17 protein-coding genes are annotated in these 16,922 nt (G+C 34.3%); all 17 read right to left on the minus strand.

The genetic code is table 11. The features are described 5' to 3' along the window. Positions 1-15: 15 nt before the first annotated feature. Positions 16-642, minus strand: a complete 627-nt coding sequence (locus tag BW926_RS01615) for a flexirubin biosynthesis/transport protein LolA2 (protein ID WP_076443647.1) — start codon at positions 640-642, stop codon at positions 16-18. Beyond that, positions 635-1,387 (minus strand): polysaccharide deacetylase family protein, encoded by a 753-nt coding sequence (locus BW926_RS01620; protein WP_076443648.1) that lies wholly within the window; start codon positions 1,385-1,387, stop codon positions 635-637. Before BW926_RS01620 ends, BW926_RS01615 begins: the two co-directional genes overlap by 8 nt. Positions 1,388-1,547: 160 nt before the next feature. Next, positions 1,548-2,609 (minus strand): beta-ketoacyl synthase N-terminal-like domain-containing protein, encoded by a 1,062-nt coding sequence (locus BW926_RS01625; protein ID WP_076443649.1) that lies wholly within the window; start codon positions 2,607-2,609, stop codon positions 1,548-1,550. Beyond that, a complete protein-coding gene (locus BW926_RS01630; protein ID WP_076443650.1) occupies positions 2,606-3,805 on the minus strand; it encodes a beta-ketoacyl-[acyl-carrier-protein] synthase family protein in 1,200 nt (399 codons plus the stop codon). The genes BW926_RS01625 and BW926_RS01630 overlap by 4 nt, the downstream gene beginning before the upstream one ends. Positions 3,806-3,889: 84 nt before the next feature. Beyond that, on the minus strand, positions 3,890-4,147 hold the full coding sequence (locus BW926_RS01635) for a phosphopantetheine-binding protein (protein WP_076443651.1): 258 nt from the start codon (positions 4,145-4,147) through the stop codon (positions 3,890-3,892). Positions 4,148-4,252: 105 nt separating this feature from the next. Then, positions 4,253-4,792, minus strand: coding sequence for a 3-oxoacyl-ACP synthase (locus BW926_RS01640; RefSeq protein ID WP_143756483.1), 540 nt, complete (start codon positions 4,790-4,792; stop codon positions 4,253-4,255). 11 nt (positions 4,793-4,803) lie between these two features. Continuing rightward, positions 4,804-5,937 (minus strand): beta-ketoacyl synthase N-terminal-like domain-containing protein, encoded by a 1,134-nt coding sequence (locus BW926_RS01645; protein WP_076443653.1) that lies wholly within the window; start codon positions 5,935-5,937, stop codon positions 4,804-4,806. Then, on the minus strand, positions 5,934-6,362 hold the full coding sequence (locus BW926_RS01650) for an acyl-CoA thioesterase (protein ID WP_076443654.1): 429 nt from the start codon (positions 6,360-6,362) through the stop codon (positions 5,934-5,936). The genes BW926_RS01645 and BW926_RS01650 overlap by 4 nt, the downstream gene beginning before the upstream one ends. 211 nt (positions 6,363-6,573) lie before the next feature. Beyond that, positions 6,574-7,842: an ABC transporter permease gene (locus BW926_RS01655; protein WP_076443655.1), complete on the minus strand. Its 1,269-nt coding sequence runs from the start codon at positions 7,840-7,842 to the stop codon at positions 6,574-6,576. Next, positions 7,829-8,584: an ABC transporter ATP-binding protein gene (locus BW926_RS01660; RefSeq protein WP_076443656.1), complete on the minus strand. Its 756-nt coding sequence runs from the start codon at positions 8,582-8,584 to the stop codon at positions 7,829-7,831. The genes BW926_RS01655 and BW926_RS01660 overlap by 14 nt, the downstream gene beginning before the upstream one ends. Beyond that, positions 8,585-9,580 (minus strand): BtrH-related acyltransferase DarH, encoded by a 996-nt coding sequence (locus BW926_RS01665; RefSeq protein ID WP_076443657.1) that lies wholly within the window; start codon positions 9,578-9,580, stop codon positions 8,585-8,587. It lies immediately after the preceding gene. A 71-nt stretch (positions 9,581-9,651) separates the two neighbouring features. Further along, a complete protein-coding gene (locus BW926_RS01670; RefSeq protein WP_076443658.1) occupies positions 9,652-10,056 on the minus strand; it encodes a flexirubin biosynthesis protein DarG in 405 nt (134 codons plus the stop codon). Between the two features lie 6 nt (positions 10,057-10,062). Continuing rightward, positions 10,063-10,506: a hotdog family protein gene (locus tag BW926_RS01675; protein ID WP_076443688.1), complete on the minus strand. Its 444-nt coding sequence runs from the start codon at positions 10,504-10,506 to the stop codon at positions 10,063-10,065. A 66-nt stretch (positions 10,507-10,572) separates the two neighbouring features. Next, entirely contained in the window at positions 10,573-11,004 is a 432-nt protein-coding gene (locus BW926_RS01680; protein ID WP_076443659.1) for a hotdog family protein, read from the minus strand. Next, positions 11,004-12,143, minus strand: a complete 1,140-nt coding sequence (locus BW926_RS01685; protein ID WP_076443660.1) for a dialkylresorcinol biosynthesis protein DarB — start codon at positions 12,141-12,143, stop codon at positions 11,004-11,006. Before BW926_RS01685 ends, BW926_RS01680 begins: the two co-directional genes overlap by 1 nt. 1 nt (position 12,144) lies before the next feature. After that, a complete protein-coding gene (locus tag BW926_RS01690) occupies positions 12,145-13,059 on the minus strand; it encodes a hypothetical protein (RefSeq protein ID WP_076443661.1) in 915 nt (304 codons plus the stop codon). Positions 13,060-13,101: 42 nt separating this feature from the next. Beyond that, positions 13,102-16,752, minus strand: coding sequence for an MMPL family transporter (locus BW926_RS01695; protein WP_076443662.1), 3,651 nt, complete (start codon positions 16,750-16,752; stop codon positions 13,102-13,104). Between the last annotated feature and the right edge of the window lie 170 nt (positions 16,753-16,922).

Genomic DNA, 16,922 nt, shown 5'->3' on the forward strand with positions numbered 1-16,922 from the left:
GACAATAAAATCAAACTATAAAGAAAACTCTGAAGCAGAAATCGGCGCATTGATCTTTGTATTTTTGAAAACAATATTCGTTGTATCTCCCGATGCTTCCGTCATATTAACCTGAGAAACTGTTGATTGATCTTTCGGAAAGCTCAATTCAATTTGCTTAATATATTTCAGCAATTGGGCCGATTTCGGAGTAAATTTTGCAATGTTGAAATACGCATTTTTAAAATAAGAAACAGAAAATTCAGGGTCGTTGAACATTTGTCCGTTAGAGCTTCCAACGATTAACTTATTGATTTTTTCAAACGTTTTGCTCTTTGCATCAACCGAAGATTTTTTACCCTGATCATTGATGAAAATTTTATTATTCTTAAAAACAATGCTGTACTGATAAGGTTTTGTATACTTCCAAGCCAACATATTCGGAGTTTTTAAAGACATTTTTCCGTAAGTAATGATACTTTTATCCAAAAAGTCCATTTTTTTGGTCTGGGTAAAATCAGCCTGCAAAGATTTTATTTCCTTTGTTTCCGATGAAACTTTAGTGACAAACGCTTTTGCTTCAGCTCCTGACATTGCCATATTTTGAGCAAAAATGAAATTAGAAACTAATAGAAATGTTCCAAAAGCAATATTTTTAATCATTTTTTTGATTTTTTATCATTGAATCAACCGTAAAAGTTGAGTATTTTTTATTCTTTAAAAATACTAATAAATCCACCAAAACATTGTACGTTTTCTCCGAAGTGTCATGCAGAAGAATGATACTCCCTTTTTTTATACTTTTTGTAATTTTCTGGTAAATTTTTTTCTCATTTTCAGTAATTGTGTCTAAAGAACGGACATTCCAACCGATGCTTTTTTTGTGAGTTTTTTTTATGGCTTTGGCAATATTCGGATTCGTAACTCCGAATGGAGGGCGATATAAATTGGTCTTTAAATTCCCAATTTTCAATATGATGTTATCACATTTTTCAATCTCTTCAACCATTTTGGATGCTGATAAAAAGCCCGTCGTATTCGAATGCGAAAAGGTGTGATTTCCAATCGTATGACCTTCTGCAATAATTCTTTGAAAGGTTTCCGGATATTTTTCAATCTGTTTTCCGATACAAAAAAAGGTGGCTTTTATATTGTTTTCTTTTAATATATCTAAAAATTTCGGTGTAAATTCGGTGGGTCCGTCATCGAAAGTCAAAGCCACTTCTTTGATTTTCGTTCTTTTATTCGTAATGCTGTTTACGAAATATCCTAACGTAATATCGAAAGCCCCCCAAGCTAAAACCGTCATAAACCCAAGAAAACAAAAGAAATATACCAAAAAACCTCCATGAAACGCATAAATAAAAACGTTGCAGAAAAGATAAAATAGGATAAATGGATGTTTCATCTTTAAATAATTGGATCTAGTCTTTAATATCCGGCTTTTTTAACAGTATCTTTGTCATTCAGAGCTAAACGAAGTGTAGCGTGAATCTAAGTTCGTTAAAAATCTATGCTGAGATTCCTACGGAATGATAAATAAACTGATTATTTTGAATCAAAAATAATTAAACATTTCCCAACAAAACCAAACTATGATCATTTCCTCCCAAATGATTATAAAGCAAAATATTTTTTACTTCTTTCTTCTTCACAGAATTAATCATCATCACTGCCGGAATTTTCTGATTTTTCAAAATATGACAAGCCATAAACGTCGAAAAACCACTTGCTGTATTGAATTCTCCGCTTAAATGTTTATAATACAACAAAGCCGAATTTTCAAACAAATCCATTGCTTTTGTATAATACACATCAGATTTTGCATCTCCGCTAAAACCTAAAATCACAGCATCAATATCATTTTTAGATAAATTATTTTTAGCTAAAAATTCTTCAATAAATTGTTGTGTTTCTTCCAAATCTAATTTGCTATTGATTTGAATATCTTTCAATTGAGCATAAGAATTTTCTGTTTTATCTTTTCCTAAAACAAAAAAACTTGCACCTTCTCCCCAGATGACACCATCAGTTGTTGAGTTCAGATAATTAACAGGAAGATTTTCTTCTTTTTTAATAGTTTTGTTTAATTTATACAGCTCCATTGTTCGGTCTGTCTGTTCGTCTGTTGAACCTACTAAAACGTTTTCTGCCTCTCCATCATTAATCTGCAGTTTTGCATCCAAAAACGAAAATTCCAAAGACGAAGATGTATTCACGTAGGTGAAATTGTACGCGTGACACTGCAGACCTAAAGCAATTTGCCCCGCAACCGTATTATGTGTAGACTGAATAAAAAACGTCGGAGTCAGGAACTCTTCATTATTATCAATCACATTTTTTAAGAACTTTTCGGAATCCTGGGAGCAACCCATTCCGGTTCCGACAATAATGGCATCGGGATTTTTGATTCCCGCTTCTTTTAAAGCATATTGTGACGCTACGGAACTCATTTTTACTGTTTTAGACATTCTTCTGCTTGCTGCAGGCGGAATGAATTCTTTGTAATTGAGTTCGATCGCTTTTAAAACCTGAGATGAATTTTCAGGTTTAAGATTTTGGAAAAATTTTTCATTTAAAGTGTCCTGAACCGAGATGCAGGCTGCACTGTTGATGTAAACTGCACTCATGATTTTGAGAAAATTAAGGTTGAACAATTTCCTCCAAAACCAAACGAATTGGAAAGAACGTGGTTAATATTTTTCTCTTTGAGCTCTGTCACAGGTGTCAAGTCAAATTCTTCCATTTTTGTTTTGAAATTCAGATTCGGAAAAATGATATTGTTCTGAATCGCTAATAAAGAATAAACAGCTTCAATTCCCGCCGCCGCCGCTAAAGTATGACCTGTAAATGCCTTAGTAGAACTGAACTCCGGAACTTTATTTTCTCCAAAAATTCGAATCATCGCAATTCCTTCTGATAAATCGTTATTTGGAGTTGCTGTTCCGTGAACGTTGATATAATCGATATTTTCTTTATTCAAACCTGAAACTTTCAATGCTTTTTTCATCGCTAAATAAGCACCTTGTCCGTTTTCCGAAGAAGCAGTTTGATGATGTGCATCATTGGCATTTCCATATCCTGAAAGATAGGCCAACACTTTTTTGTTTTCTTTTTTCACGACTTCGTCAGATTCCAAAATGATGAAAGCGGCTGCTTCACCTAAATTCAGACCTTTTCTGTCGTTGTCAAAAGGGGTGTTGTAAGAATCAGTTAAAATCATCAGCGTATTGAAACCATTCAACGTAAATTTTGAAAGGGAATCTGTTCCGCCAACAATCACACGATCCAAAACTCGATTTTTAATCAGTTTTGCCCCCATCATAATCGCATTGGCCGCAGAAGAACATGCTGTACTGATGGTTGAAACCATGCCTTTTAGACCCAAATAATCTGCAATCAACAATGATGAATTTCCCGTATCGTGAGCATCAATATATTTTTGCTTTTCAGGGAAGTCCTCGTAAGAGTAGAAATATTTTTCGGTAACGTCCATTCCTCCAACGCTGGTTGAGGAAATTAATCCGGTTTTATATTCATTAATGTCGGAAATTCCGGCACTTTCTACGGCTTCTTTTGCAGCAATCATACCTAATAAAGAGGTTCTTGTAGAATTATTATCTTCATTCAATTGAAGTTTTTCAACAAGTTCTTCATTAGACAATTTTATTTCGCCCGTTTTGATATATCCGGAATGACGGGTTTCAAACAAGCTAATGTCTGAAATTCCATGTTTTCCGGATTTTAGCGAACTCAAATTTTCCTCCACATTGTTTCCAATGGCGGAAATGATGCCCATTCCTGTTATGGCAATTTTTTGACCCATCTTAATTTTATAATGTAGCAATGTATCAATTTAACAGTGTAACAATATTGGTAAACTGTTAAATTGATACATTGCTAGATTGAATTACTTCGTTCTGTTTTCTTCAATAAATTTTGCCATTGTATTGATCGAAGAGAAAATTTCCTTTCCTTTTTTCGGATCGGCTAATTTTATTCCATATTCTTTATCCAAGAGCACGATCAATTCCAATGCGTCGATGGAATCTAACCCAAGACCTCCTCCAAATAACGGATCTGTATCTTTGATTTCTTCTACTGCGACGTCTTCTAAATTAAGAACTTCGATAATTTTGTGCTTTAATTCTTCCTTTAAGTTTTCCATAAATAAATTTCATTTATAATGTACCAATGTAAAAGTTTAACAATGTAACAATAATTATAAAATTATTTTAAGATTGGTAAACTGGTACACTTTTATATTGTTAAATTACAAAGTAAGCAAATATACAAAAGCTTTATAACTTTCCTGATAGAGTTCTACCCAGCCGCACAATACTTTATCAGCCTTACCCGACTGTAAGATATGTTCTGAATACTCGTTTAAAAATTGTTCATCAAATTCATCCAAAACAAAAAAAGCATTCTCTGTTTGCATTTTATGTTTAATACTGATTTCACCCACACAAATATTAGGCAAAGTATACACAAAAACGGCAGGACTTGGAAAATAATTTTCTTGAGAATTGATGCTTTCCTGATATTTAAAATCAGTGTCCAAACTTGATGATCTGTTGGCAAAGACCAGAGCTGTTCTGCTGTGATCTTCATCTTTTAAAATCATTTCAGAAGCAAGAAAAGCGAGTTTGCTGAGATTATCCATTTTATGAAATTTAGGATAATTTAAGTCTAAACTTTTATAAGCTTCTTTAGCAAAATCTGAAAAATTTTCAGTTGGGGTTTCAAAAATAATGCCGTTGTTAAGAATGATTTTTGAATTTTCTATGGTGCAAATGTCTATTTTCTTCATCGTTTTCATTTTTAACATTTTTCCAAAACGATTGCCGCATTACATCCGCCAAAACCTGAAGCTGTCTTCAAAATATACTTGATTTCTGCAGGTTGATTTTCTTTAATAATATTCAAAGGTTGGGAAGTTCCCGTTTCTTCAAAGTTTTTGGATGGAATTAAAGTATTATTCAAAGCAGATTCCATTGAAATGATACTTTCTAACAATCCTGAAGCTCCTAAACAATGTCCGTAATAGCCTTTCATACTGTTCAACGGAATATTCTGTAATTCCATTCGGTTGAAAGCGATGGCTTCCATTTCGTCGTTGTATATGGTTGCCGTTCCGTGGGCAGAAATAAAATCAATTTTTCCTGTTGGGATTTTGGCTTCAATCATTGCATTTTTAATGCTTGCAAACAATCCGTCACCAGTTCTTGAAGGTCCTGAAATATGATTTGCATCATTGATGGCTGAATCTCCTAAAATTTTAAAACTAAATTTTTCGTTTTGTTTGAATTCAGAAGTTATATAAACTGCTGCAGTTGCTTCACCTATGTTAATTCCGTCACGGTTTTTGTCGTAGGGTTTGCAAATTTCTGTTCCTATTGCTTGAAAAGAGTTGAAACCCGAAATCACAAATTCTGAAATTTCGTCTCCGGCAATGACAAAAGCATCTTTATATTTTCCTGCCTGAATCATATTTTTGGCAACAGCAATCGCCATTACTCCGGAAACACAGGCATTAGAAACAACAATGGGTTTTGTTTTAAATCCGAAAAAGTCAGCTATTTTTTGAGCTAAGCTCGAAAGAAAAATGCCTTCCGGTAAAGTTTCCTGGTTTTTTAATAAACTGATATTTCCTTTTGTGGTTGATAAAATAAAAGCGGTTTCATCTGAAATCTGATGTTTTTCGACTAAAAGTTTTAAGCTTAGTAAAAACATTTTTTCAAGCCTTGTAAAATTCTGATTGTCGAAGTTTTTATTGAATTCTTCATTTAACTTTTCAGAATCAACCATCGAAGCATAAAAAGGATCCTGATTTTCTATGATTTTATGTAAAGCTACGCCGGATTTTCCTTCCAAAAGGGCATTCCAGTTCGAAGAAACATCAAAACCTAAAGGTGTGACGCAGCTGTAATCTGTAATGTAAATTTCCTTCCTCATGATAATCCCATTTTATCTTTCCAGGCCTGAAAAAACTCAGGATTATACAAACATAAATTATTGTCAGAATCCAGGAAAACCTGAATGGTTTCTCCCGAACAGACCAATTTATTGTCTTCGTTAAAAAGCTCGTATCTGTAAATCAATTTCGCTGAAGTGGAATTTACGAAAGTCGTTACAATTTTAAATGTCTCCCCATATTTTAATGGAAGAAAATGTTCACAAGTACTTTTTACGATGGGTGTCACATAACCTGCTTTTTGGACATCAAGATACGTTAAACCATGCTGTCTTCCGAAAGCCTCTCTGCCGTCTTCAAAATACACTATATAATGTCCATGCCATACAATCCCCAATGGGTCTGTTTCGTTGAACCTTACGCGGACTTCCTCTGTACAGCTTAATATATTTTGACTTTTAGCCATTTTTCTATTTGAAACATTAAGATTTTATTTAAGAAATTAAGTGATTTAAGCTTAATGTTCTTATATAAAATCAATATATTGATTTCTTAATTTATTGTTTAAATTCTTAAATCTTCTTAATGGTTAAAATTATTTAGAAATAAACAAAGTTTATTTAGTTTAAGAAAATTAAGATTAAAAACATCTTTTATTATATAATTAATGTCAGTATTTACACTGCATTTTGTTTTCTTTCATAAAATAATGAAATAGCGACCATGGCTACATAAAATAAAAATAAGAAAGTGATTTCTTTAGCAATTCCGCCTATTCCGCTGTTTCTTAAAATGATGTCGTAATAAGCATTTAATCCCCAATTCATAGGAGAGAATTTGGCGATCGTCTGCATAAATTCAGGCATTAAAAATACCGGAACCCAGATTCCTCCGACAGCCGCTAAAACGACAACTGAAGTTGCTCCAAAAGGCGCAGACTGTTCCTGTGTGTCGGCAACAGTTCCCAATAAAACACCAAATCCTATCGCGGCCAAACCTGCAAATAAAGTTACAATTATTAGCTGGAACATCTTCCCTGTAACGTCGAATTGTGGTAAATCCATATATGGGAAAAGGTAAATTCCTACAGCAACCATCAATAAAAACTGGATGACACAAATGATAAGATACGTAAATGTTTTTCCTAAAATATGAATAAAATAGGGAGTCGGACTGATTCTCGCTCTCACGCTCGTTCCCTGACTTTTTTCTTTAACTAAATTAATAGACAATGGCACAACAATAAAGAAAATCGCAAACAAAGCCCAAGCCGGAACGTTGTGTTGAACGGAATTCGGAATAACTTCCATTGCTCCTTTTTTAGGCGTGATTTCTTTAAAACTGATTAAATTTTTATTTTCTTCCAGATTTTCGGTTGTTCCCAATTGATCCTGGAAAGCTTTGTAAATCTTTTTATTTTCGATTTCGAAAACCATTTTGTTAACGGCGTTCATCACATTGTTTTTGAAGCCGATATTGGTTGCCGGATCGAAATACAGATGAATATTTTTCGCTTTTGAAACCGTTTTCTTTACGGCGGAAGAATCTGTTTCCAAACCAAATGAACTGACGATGGTCTGAACTTTAGAATCAATATTTAAATTAATATCTTTCGTTAAATTCTTAGGAATAACAATCGCCATTTGATAATCTCCACCGAAAACAGCATCCTGCGCAGATTTTTCAGTAAAATTGGTCAGCAATTCGAATGTTTTGCTGCTTTCGAGCTCCTGTTTTATGTTTTTCGAAACTTCTGACTTGTCATTATCAATGAAAATAATCGGAATTTTTGAGCCTTCCAGATTTTTAAAAGTAGAATCCTGAATCAAGGTAATCGTGATAATCAGCAATAGTGGCATCACGAAAATAATGACGATTCCTCCGATATCTCTTTTCAGCAAAAGGATTTCCTTAATGAAGCTTCTCCACAATTTATACAACAACATCTCTTAATTCTTTTCCGGTTAATGAAATGAAAACATCTTCTAAGTTTTCGGCATTTGTTACTCTGTTCACCAATTCTTCAGGAGTTCCAACTGCATGGATTTTTCCGTGATCGATGATGGCAATTTTTGTACAGAATTCCTCCGCTTCCGAAAGGTGATGCGATGTATAAATGATACAAGTCCCTTTTTTATTTAAATCCAAAAGATGGTCGATGATAGCTTTTTTAGACTGAACATCAACACCAACGGTTGGTTCGTCCAGAAATAAAACTTTCGGATTGTGAAGAGTTCCGGCAATCAGATTGCAACGGCGTTTCATCCCTCCGGAAAACTGTTCTACTTTTTTATCGGCGAATTTTGATAAACCCATGATTTCCAAAGATTCACCAATAGCATTTCTTAATTTTTTATGGCTTAAACCGTAAAGGCTTCCAAAGAACATTAGATTCTCTTTAGCGGTCAAAGTTGGATACAAAGCGTATTCCTGAGGAACAATTCCGATAATCTGTCTTAATTTATATCCATCTTTCTGTGGTGACAACCCATCGATCTTAAAGCTTCCTGATGTAGGTTTTATTAACCCCGAAAGCATGGAAATCAAAGTTGTTTTTCCGGCTCCGTTTGGCCCCAGAATTCCATAGATTTCATCTTTTTCAATATTCAACGAGATGTCATTTACAGAAAATTCTTCTGCATTTTTATATTTTTTATATAAATTTTTAATCTCAATAAAGTTCTCCATTTAGATCGCTTTTCTCAATTTTTTATAGAAGGCTTCTTCCAGATCTGCAATGTGAAGCATGGTTTTCGAAAGTTGATTATAAATATCGCTTTTTGAATTTCTGTTTTTATAAACTCGTGCAATATCTACTGCAAAATCTCTCCAAAGGTCACCAATTGTTGTAATTTCTTTCGATAATTCCTTTAATTGATTGTTCTTAAGAATAACTGCTGCTTCTTGCAAAAATGCACCATAAATAAATCTGAAGCCACCGCCACCAGTACCGATTTCTTCCTGCATTCTGATCAATTGTCCCAAATAATGATTGGTCGTTTTAGTTCCCTTTTTGGCTGCCCATTTCGGTATGCTTTTCGCAACCCAACGCATGGCTTTTACTCCTATGACCGGAACGGGAGCCAACATATTTTTACAAGTATCTTTGATGCCTTTTTTGATGGCTTCTTCAAGATTTACCTGTTCAGGGATGTAAGTCGGGTAGTACATGTGACCCTTTGGTGGCAGTGCACCTTTGGCATATCTTACTTTTTCCAGTTCGGCTTCGGAAAGGGTAGTAACGTAATCCATCACAGGATCGCTGATTAAAAATCTGCCGTTTTCTTTTCCGTAAACCACTAAATTGTGAGCATTGAAATGGAATTTATATTCTTCAGGAAAATATGTAAGGTTGAAAACTCCCACCTGTAATCCTGTTGGTATATTTTGATTCAAATTTCTTTCCAATGCTTTTTGTGCATCGGCAGGATTTGAAAATTTTTCTCTTTTAATTTTAATTCCCAGTCTTTTTGCCGCCTTGCTGAAAATAGCACCTGGCATCGGACGATAACTGAATCCGGGAGCAAAATTTACTTTCAAAAAAGGTAAATACACAAAGAACAATCCGGAACCGATTCCGAAAATCATGGGTTCGCTGAGTTTTAACCCTTTGTTTAATAATAAATTAGAGGCAACACCGTTTTCGCAATGTGCGGTTTGATGGTGTTCAAAATTAAGTTTCATTTAAGTTTTATCTTTTTATCTCGGATAACTTTACTAAACCTCATAGGTTTTTAAAACCTATGAGGTTTGATTTATTTACCGTTGAAGTTTTTCAATTCATCCACTGAAATTCCGAAAGCATCGGCATATTTTTTCAGTACGGATTCGCTTAGTGTTTTAAAAATTTTTGGTTTTGCGTGTCTTTTTACTCGCCACTGCCACATTCCTACGTATGCTGCAAGAACCTGAAGATCCATTTTATTCAGTTCCATGAAATAAACAATTGGACTCGCGATATTATTCGCAACATTTTGTCTTGCTTCTTCAATTCTTTCGTTAATTAAGGCTAAAGATTCATCTAAAGCTGCTTTTTTCACGTCCCAACCAATACTGTTTGCTGTTGTATAGTTGTTGTTTTCATCAGTCACATACAAAACCTCAGTCATGTTGGCTGATTTCAGATTGCTCTCGTCTTGAGGTAGGTCTTGTTTTTTCATTGATTATTAGTGTTTTACTTCTTGGATAAACAAATTAATTTCAGCCCTTATCAATAATTCATCATTAAGAAAAGTTTCACAAAAGATATTGCAGATGTTTTCAAACTGAGAAATCAATGATGCTTTTGAAATGATTGTATCACCAACTTTCGGTAAGGCGAAAACTTCAATTTTCTTGATATTGGTAATGAAACCAATCACTTTCGTATCTGTTTCTGGATTTTCGAAGAAGCTTTGTCCGAGAATTGATGAACAGGTTTGGGCTAAATTTTCAATTAAACCCGCTTCAACGAATTCAATATTATGAACAAAAACGTTGTCTTCTTTTATTTCAAAGGAAGTAATCACTTTTTCTTTGGTAAGTTCCAGGATATAATCTGCCATCAGCATCGGCTCGCGATGTGGCAGAAAATTGTGGATGTTGATGATGTTTTCTTCCTTGATTTCCATTAATTCCAATTTTATTTTGACAAACCTCATAGGTTTCAAAAACCTATGAGGTTTATTAATGTATAATTACATTACTACAGTTTTCATCTGAGATTTTGCAATTACCTCATCATTAAGCTTCGTTATGACATCTACCAACGTCACGCCCAACATTTCATTGATAATAGAAATTTCAGAGGTCAGCTGGTCTCCTAACTTGGGTAAAGCTTTTGCCTCAAAGGTTTTAATGGCACCAATATAACCTGTCGGAGCTTCCTTTCCCAGAAGATAGAACTTGTACCCTGTATGTAAAGCCACGCTTTGAGCCTGATGTTCTACCAAACCTGAAGCCTGAAAAATCCCGTCCTGAACAAAAATATTTTCTTCTTTTATTTCAAATCCTGAAACTAAATGATTTTCAGAATATTCAGTGATGCTGTTTACCATAACAAAAGGAAATCTTTGTGGAATTAAGCTTTCCACAAAATTCTGATCAGATGTTGGTAACTTGTTTTTCATTAGCAAACCGTTAATAAAGCACAAGAATAAGCAAATCTTCCGCTTTCAGGAACACAAAGAAGCACTTTTTCGCCTTTTTTCAAGTTCCCGGAATTCATTAATTGTTCCAAAGCGATGAAAATAGAACCTGCCCCGATGTTTCCAACCTCAGAAAGGTTATAGAACCATTTTTTCCATGGGAAATCCAGGCCTACTTTTGCAAATTCATCTTTTAAACCTTCTTTAAAATAACCTGAAGAAATATGCGCCAAAACGTGATCGATAGATGCGGGATCAAGATTGTGCTTGTCAAAAGATGATTTCAAACTTTCAGCTCCTTTTACCAAAATATATTTATCTAAAATTTTAGTATCCTGTTTTAATGCAAAAATAGATTGCTTCAACCACTCATCAGAAGGGTAATCTGCCCATGATTTCAGGCTTCCGTCTTCCTGCTTTTCGGTTCCGGCATACATGCAGGCTTCAATTTCGTGAGCATAAGAATAGAAATCAATGAATTCTATCTTTAATGAAACTTCATTTTCTCGCGGCTGCCCTTCTAATAAGAAAGCTCCTGCTCCGTCAGAAAGCATCCATCTTAAAAACTCTCTTTTGAAAGCAATGATCGGTCTTTCTTCCAAAAGAATTAAATTTTCAGCTTCATGATTGAATTTATCAGCAGTCATCCACGCAGACATTCTTTCGGAACCTACACAGACTGCATTTTTGTGAACTCCTGCTTTTACAGAAAGGAAGCCATAGTTTAAAGCATTCATCCCAGAATTACAAAGACCGGATGCAGTATTGATAGCTATAGATTTATGCATTTCAAGCTCTCCATGCACCATAGAAGCGTGGGAAGGCTGGATCTGATCCGGAGAGGAAGTCCCCACAGAAAGAAGTTCCATGTCTTCTTTTGTGAATTTGTCATCAAACAGACCTTTTACTGCATTGGCAGCAATCTGAGCATTGGTGTGTGTAGGGTTTCCTTCTTTGTCTAACGCATAATACCTCGTAGTAATCTTGTTATTTCTTAAAATAATAGATTTTGCTTTTGAAGGAGCGCCGTTTATATAACCAAGATACGTTTCCATTTCGTCATTAGAAACCGGCTCATTGGGTAAATATGTAAATGCTTTTGTTATGAATACGTCGTTCATCCTATTTTAAATTAATTCCTTGTAAATATTGTCTTTGTTTTTTTCTTTTAAACCAAAAGATAGGTGTTGTTAATAAGTGTAAAACCAATACGATAGGAGAGATAATCCAGATCGCGGCCATCAAATATACCTTAAAGAATTTAATAAGCAATGGTCGCTTTTCTTTTTTCTTGATGATGAGATTAGACCATATAGTGAATATCTTATTGCCTACTTTTTCTACTCTTACTAAAAATGCCCGGATTTCTACAGCGTTGTTTTTTACCAGGTCGGTCTGCAAGGTATCCAGATCATTATTGCGGAAATGTGCTTCAATAATTCTGCCATATTTTCCGGATCCGTTAATTTCTTCATCAGAAACTCCGGCTGCGGGAAGCAATCCCGATTTTTCTTTTTTTCCGGTGGTCATCCAACGGAGGATGGTCAGGACGCTTGTATAATTATCGTGACGGTCTACCAAAGCAATATTCCCTACGAGTTTTGCTTTCAGATTTTTTAAATAAACTTTCAGTTTTTCCTGCGAAAGCATCCACATATTTCGTGTTCCGGAAATGGTAACGACAGGCATATCTTTTAGGATATTTTCTGCAAAACCGCTTTTCAGGAAAGATATAATCGGGATAGAAGGCGTTAAATACCAAACCTGATAACCAAAAATGATTAAATCAAATTTCTTATTCAAAACCTCTTCCGGCGGAGGCAGGATTTCACTGGGAATCTGCAGGTAAGATTCAGGGAATGTATTGAAGAAAATATCGCTGGACCACGGGAAAGGAAAATCTTTCTTCAGCTGGATATTGTAATAAGTAACATCATATTCCTCCTTTTTCTCCTCAAAAGGGTGGGCAACGTTTTTCACAATATCTTCCAGCTGGCCAGTCTGCGAATAATATATAATCAGTATATTTTTTCTCATTAATACTTTTTATGGTTTACAAAAATATGCTTTTCCAATTTATTATCCGATTTTAAATATTTTTAACGATTCTGAGCAAAATTTTAATTTATAATTAGCATTATCGAAAGAAGGATGATTAATATTCATAAAAATTATCGTTTCAGGTAATTTTGTTATTTCGCTGCTATTGAAATTTTTATCCGAGACCAACAGAACGTCTATGCTTTTATTGATTTCCGAAAGATCCTTTATATAATTAATTTTTCTTCTTTTTACCATATAATTCTGTTGGGCAACGGTTCTTTTTTCGTCATTTTTAATCCGGCTGAAAATCCGCCTGCCGGCTTCCTGGAATGTCATCAAAACATCTTTTTGTCCGAAATCATCTGCAACATGCAGGATATTGACATCTTTCGGAATATGTTTGTTCAGTTCAAAATAAACGGATTTATTGTGGTTGAAATCCGCTTTTACCGCTTTTACAATTTCACTATCTTTATATAAAAAGCTTAAAAATAATTTTTTCTTAAAATAATTCTCATCTTCAAGCTCGCTTCTTAATACTGCAAATTTTTCTCGGAAATAAGCATTGATTTTTTTCGTTCTCTCGGAATAATTTTTCCCAAAAGTCAGATCATCTTTTTTTATTCTGTCTCCGACTTTTACAGTAATTGCTCCGTCATAAATGATAAAATCTCCCTTCGGAAGCACCTCAGAATTTCCATGGATGTATACCGGAACAACATCCAGCCCGAATTCCTCTGCAATATAAAAAGCACCCTTGTGGAATCTCTTTACCTCATTTGTATAAGAACGCTCTGCTTCCGGAAAAACGACCAAAGAGTAGCCCTGCTCCACTTTTTCTTTCAGTTTTTCCATGCCGTTTTCGATTCCCTGGGAAACCGGATAGAAACCTAAAGCCCTCACCAGCTTTCCGAAAATGGGAGAGTTGTACACCCAGTCATTCACCAGATAAATGATTTTGTGACTGCTCATCGCCAGAGCCAACGTATCAAGAAATGAGGTATGGTTGGCAATGATTACGGCAGGTGTACTGAAATCTTCTTTCGAGTTTTTAATGACCTTCTTCTTTACAAATGGATTGGAGTATAATACAGAAGTTAAAAATTTAGCTAAGATTAATTTAATTAAATTTAATGTTTTGCCTTTAGAATTTTTTACAAAAATGCTTCCAACTGCGGAAAATAACAATCCTCCTAAACCGTAATACAGAAATGATATAACTGAGTTAAGAAATAATCTGAAAGTAATAGGTGAAAGTCCTTTTTTAGCCCTGTTTGTAATTAATAATCTGAACCAGAACGGATACAGGGTGGAGGTGATAATGATCACGGAAAACATCCCGATCAGCGCTACGAGAGCCAATGAATGCAATGCCGGATGCTTTGCGAATATCAATGATCCTATGGAAAGGATGGTGGTGAAAACCGCCAGTATAATGGAAATTCTATAAGTAGGTAGCTCGTTTTTGCCGGTGGTATGCTCCTTTTGCATGGCCTGCGTAAGGAAAATGCTGAAATCATCACCGACACCAAAAACCAATGTGCAAACTACCGTACTGAAAATATTGAGTTCCAAACCAAGAAAGTACAGGATTCCCGCTGTAACGACTCCCGTTAAAACAATCGGGAACATCGTGAGAACGGTAAGCTCAAAATTCCTGAAGAAAACAATGATCGTTAAAACAATCGCTAAAAGAGAATAATTAATTAATGTATTAAAGTCTCTTTTTAATAATCCTAAAAAATTTTCATTCATCTGCTGGCGGTCAATGGCGAGTACATCATGATTTTTTTCTACATCTTTTATGAAAGTGTCTCTTTTTTTATCATCAACTTTTACAACGTTGGAAACGGTATAAAAACCATTTTCCTGACTTAAGAATTCTGAAATCTGTAAAGCTTTTATTTTCTTGTAATCTTTTAAACTTAAAATAGAATAATTTTTATTTAAATTTTCATTGAGCTGATCAAAAGCTGAACTATTGAAACCAAATTGATTACCGTTTTTAATTAATTCGGATATTGTTTGGTTTTTCTTGTTGGTGTCCCAGAATTTTTTCCACTCTTTAATCTTTTTCTGTTGATCTTTTTTAGATAAAACAACATTTCCGAGAGAATTGTAGCTCAAAATCTTCCCTTCCTGCTTTTCTTTTTCTAAAAAATTCCCCAGCCTGGAATTTCTTGCCAAAGTTTCTTCTTCAGAGTTTCCGTAAGAAATGGTGTAAATAGATTTTGAGGTGATGTCTGAAAGCTTCTGCAGTTTGGCCTCGCTGATTTTTAACTCTTTCGGAATATAATTCAGGTCGCTAATGTCTTCATTGAAGCCGACATGCCTGAAACCGAACAGACAGGCAAGAATGATCACCGAACAGATGATAATCAAGGGTTTGTTTTTCTCATAAGCATACGAACCGATTTTGTCTATAAAATTGGTATTGAGATTTTCCTTGTTTTTTGGCTTATATAATTGAGGGACAATGATTAAGGCCGTTACGGAAGACAAAATCACTGTAATCGCCGCAAAAAGGCCAAGATCTTTCAAAGCTTCTGAACGTACGAAAACCAGGCAAAGAAAAGAGACAGCCGTTGTTGCACTGCTTAAGATAATGGGCTGGGTGATTTCCTTGTAAAGCTCTTCAATATTGTTGTTATGCTTGTAATGTGTTAAAATATGCAGGGCATAATCAATCGTAATTCCGATCAGGATGGCGCCGACACTCAGTGAAATGGCGGAAATTTTATCTTTAATACAATATAAAATTAATAAAGCGAGTAAAACCGAAAAAATGGTGGGTAGAAATACAATAATAGGAGTGAAAAAGTTTCTGAAATAGTACATTAAAAGTATCAAAAGCATTATAATTGATATCATTACGGTGCTCTGGATGTCTTTTTTGATCTGTTGGGCATTGGCTACTGCAATCACAGGTGAGCCGAAATAGCTTATCTCTGTTTTTCCTTTGAATTGTTTATTAAGACTGTCTTTTATTTCATTTAATTGATTGACAAATGTTTCATTATTTTTAGTATCGTTGCTTTTGTTTTTTGGGTCAATAAAAAGAAGAAGATTTTTTCCGTCTTTAGTCACAATGTAATTATCTTCTAGCTTAAAATCTTTGCTGATATTCAGCGCGTTGAGTTTTTTTATGCCTAAAAATGTGATGCCAAGGGGGTCTTTTTTGATGAATTCTTTGGTAACGAGGCTTGTAGGTGAAACCAGAGAGACATAATTATTTTCTACTTGTTTGGCGATGCTGTCTTTCTGAAGTTTTCTCTCGATTTCTTTGTAATCGCTTTCACTTAAAAATAGGGGCAAGTTTTTATTGACAAAATCAAAAGTTTCTGAAATTTCATTATCATTTACTTTTCCTTGTATCGAACTGATATATTTTTGCAAAGGTTCAATTTTGGTTAAAAAAGTATCGGCAGATTCTGATAATTGAAAATTTTCTTCTTTGGATTTGTTTTCAATAATGACAATGATTTTATCAGAAAAGTTAAGCTGCTTCAAGACTTTTGCCGTAAGATCTGATTTTTCATTTTTAGGAATGATCTGATTGATATCTTCTTCAAAATTAATTTTTGAAGCAAAAAATCCGCATAAAACAGCAATTCCGACTGCAAAAAAGACAGAGAAAATCTTGTTTTTAGAGATCAGATAATATAAAAATATAAAGAAGCGATGCATGATATTGTAAAATCAAGTCTGCAAATTTAAATTTTTCATTATTAGTTTAAAAAGTTTTAACAATAAGTTTTCATTGAAAATCAATAAAATATTTAGCTAAAATGAAAAAAAAATATACTTTTGCAAAAGTTCCCGATGATGAAATACATTTTAAAACAAAAAAATTACTG

It is taken from the genome of Chryseobacterium sp. RU37D (genome assembly GCF_900156075.1).
In the GTDB taxonomy this organism is placed as follows: Bacteria; Bacteroidota; Bacteroidia; order Flavobacteriales; family Weeksellaceae; genus Chryseobacterium.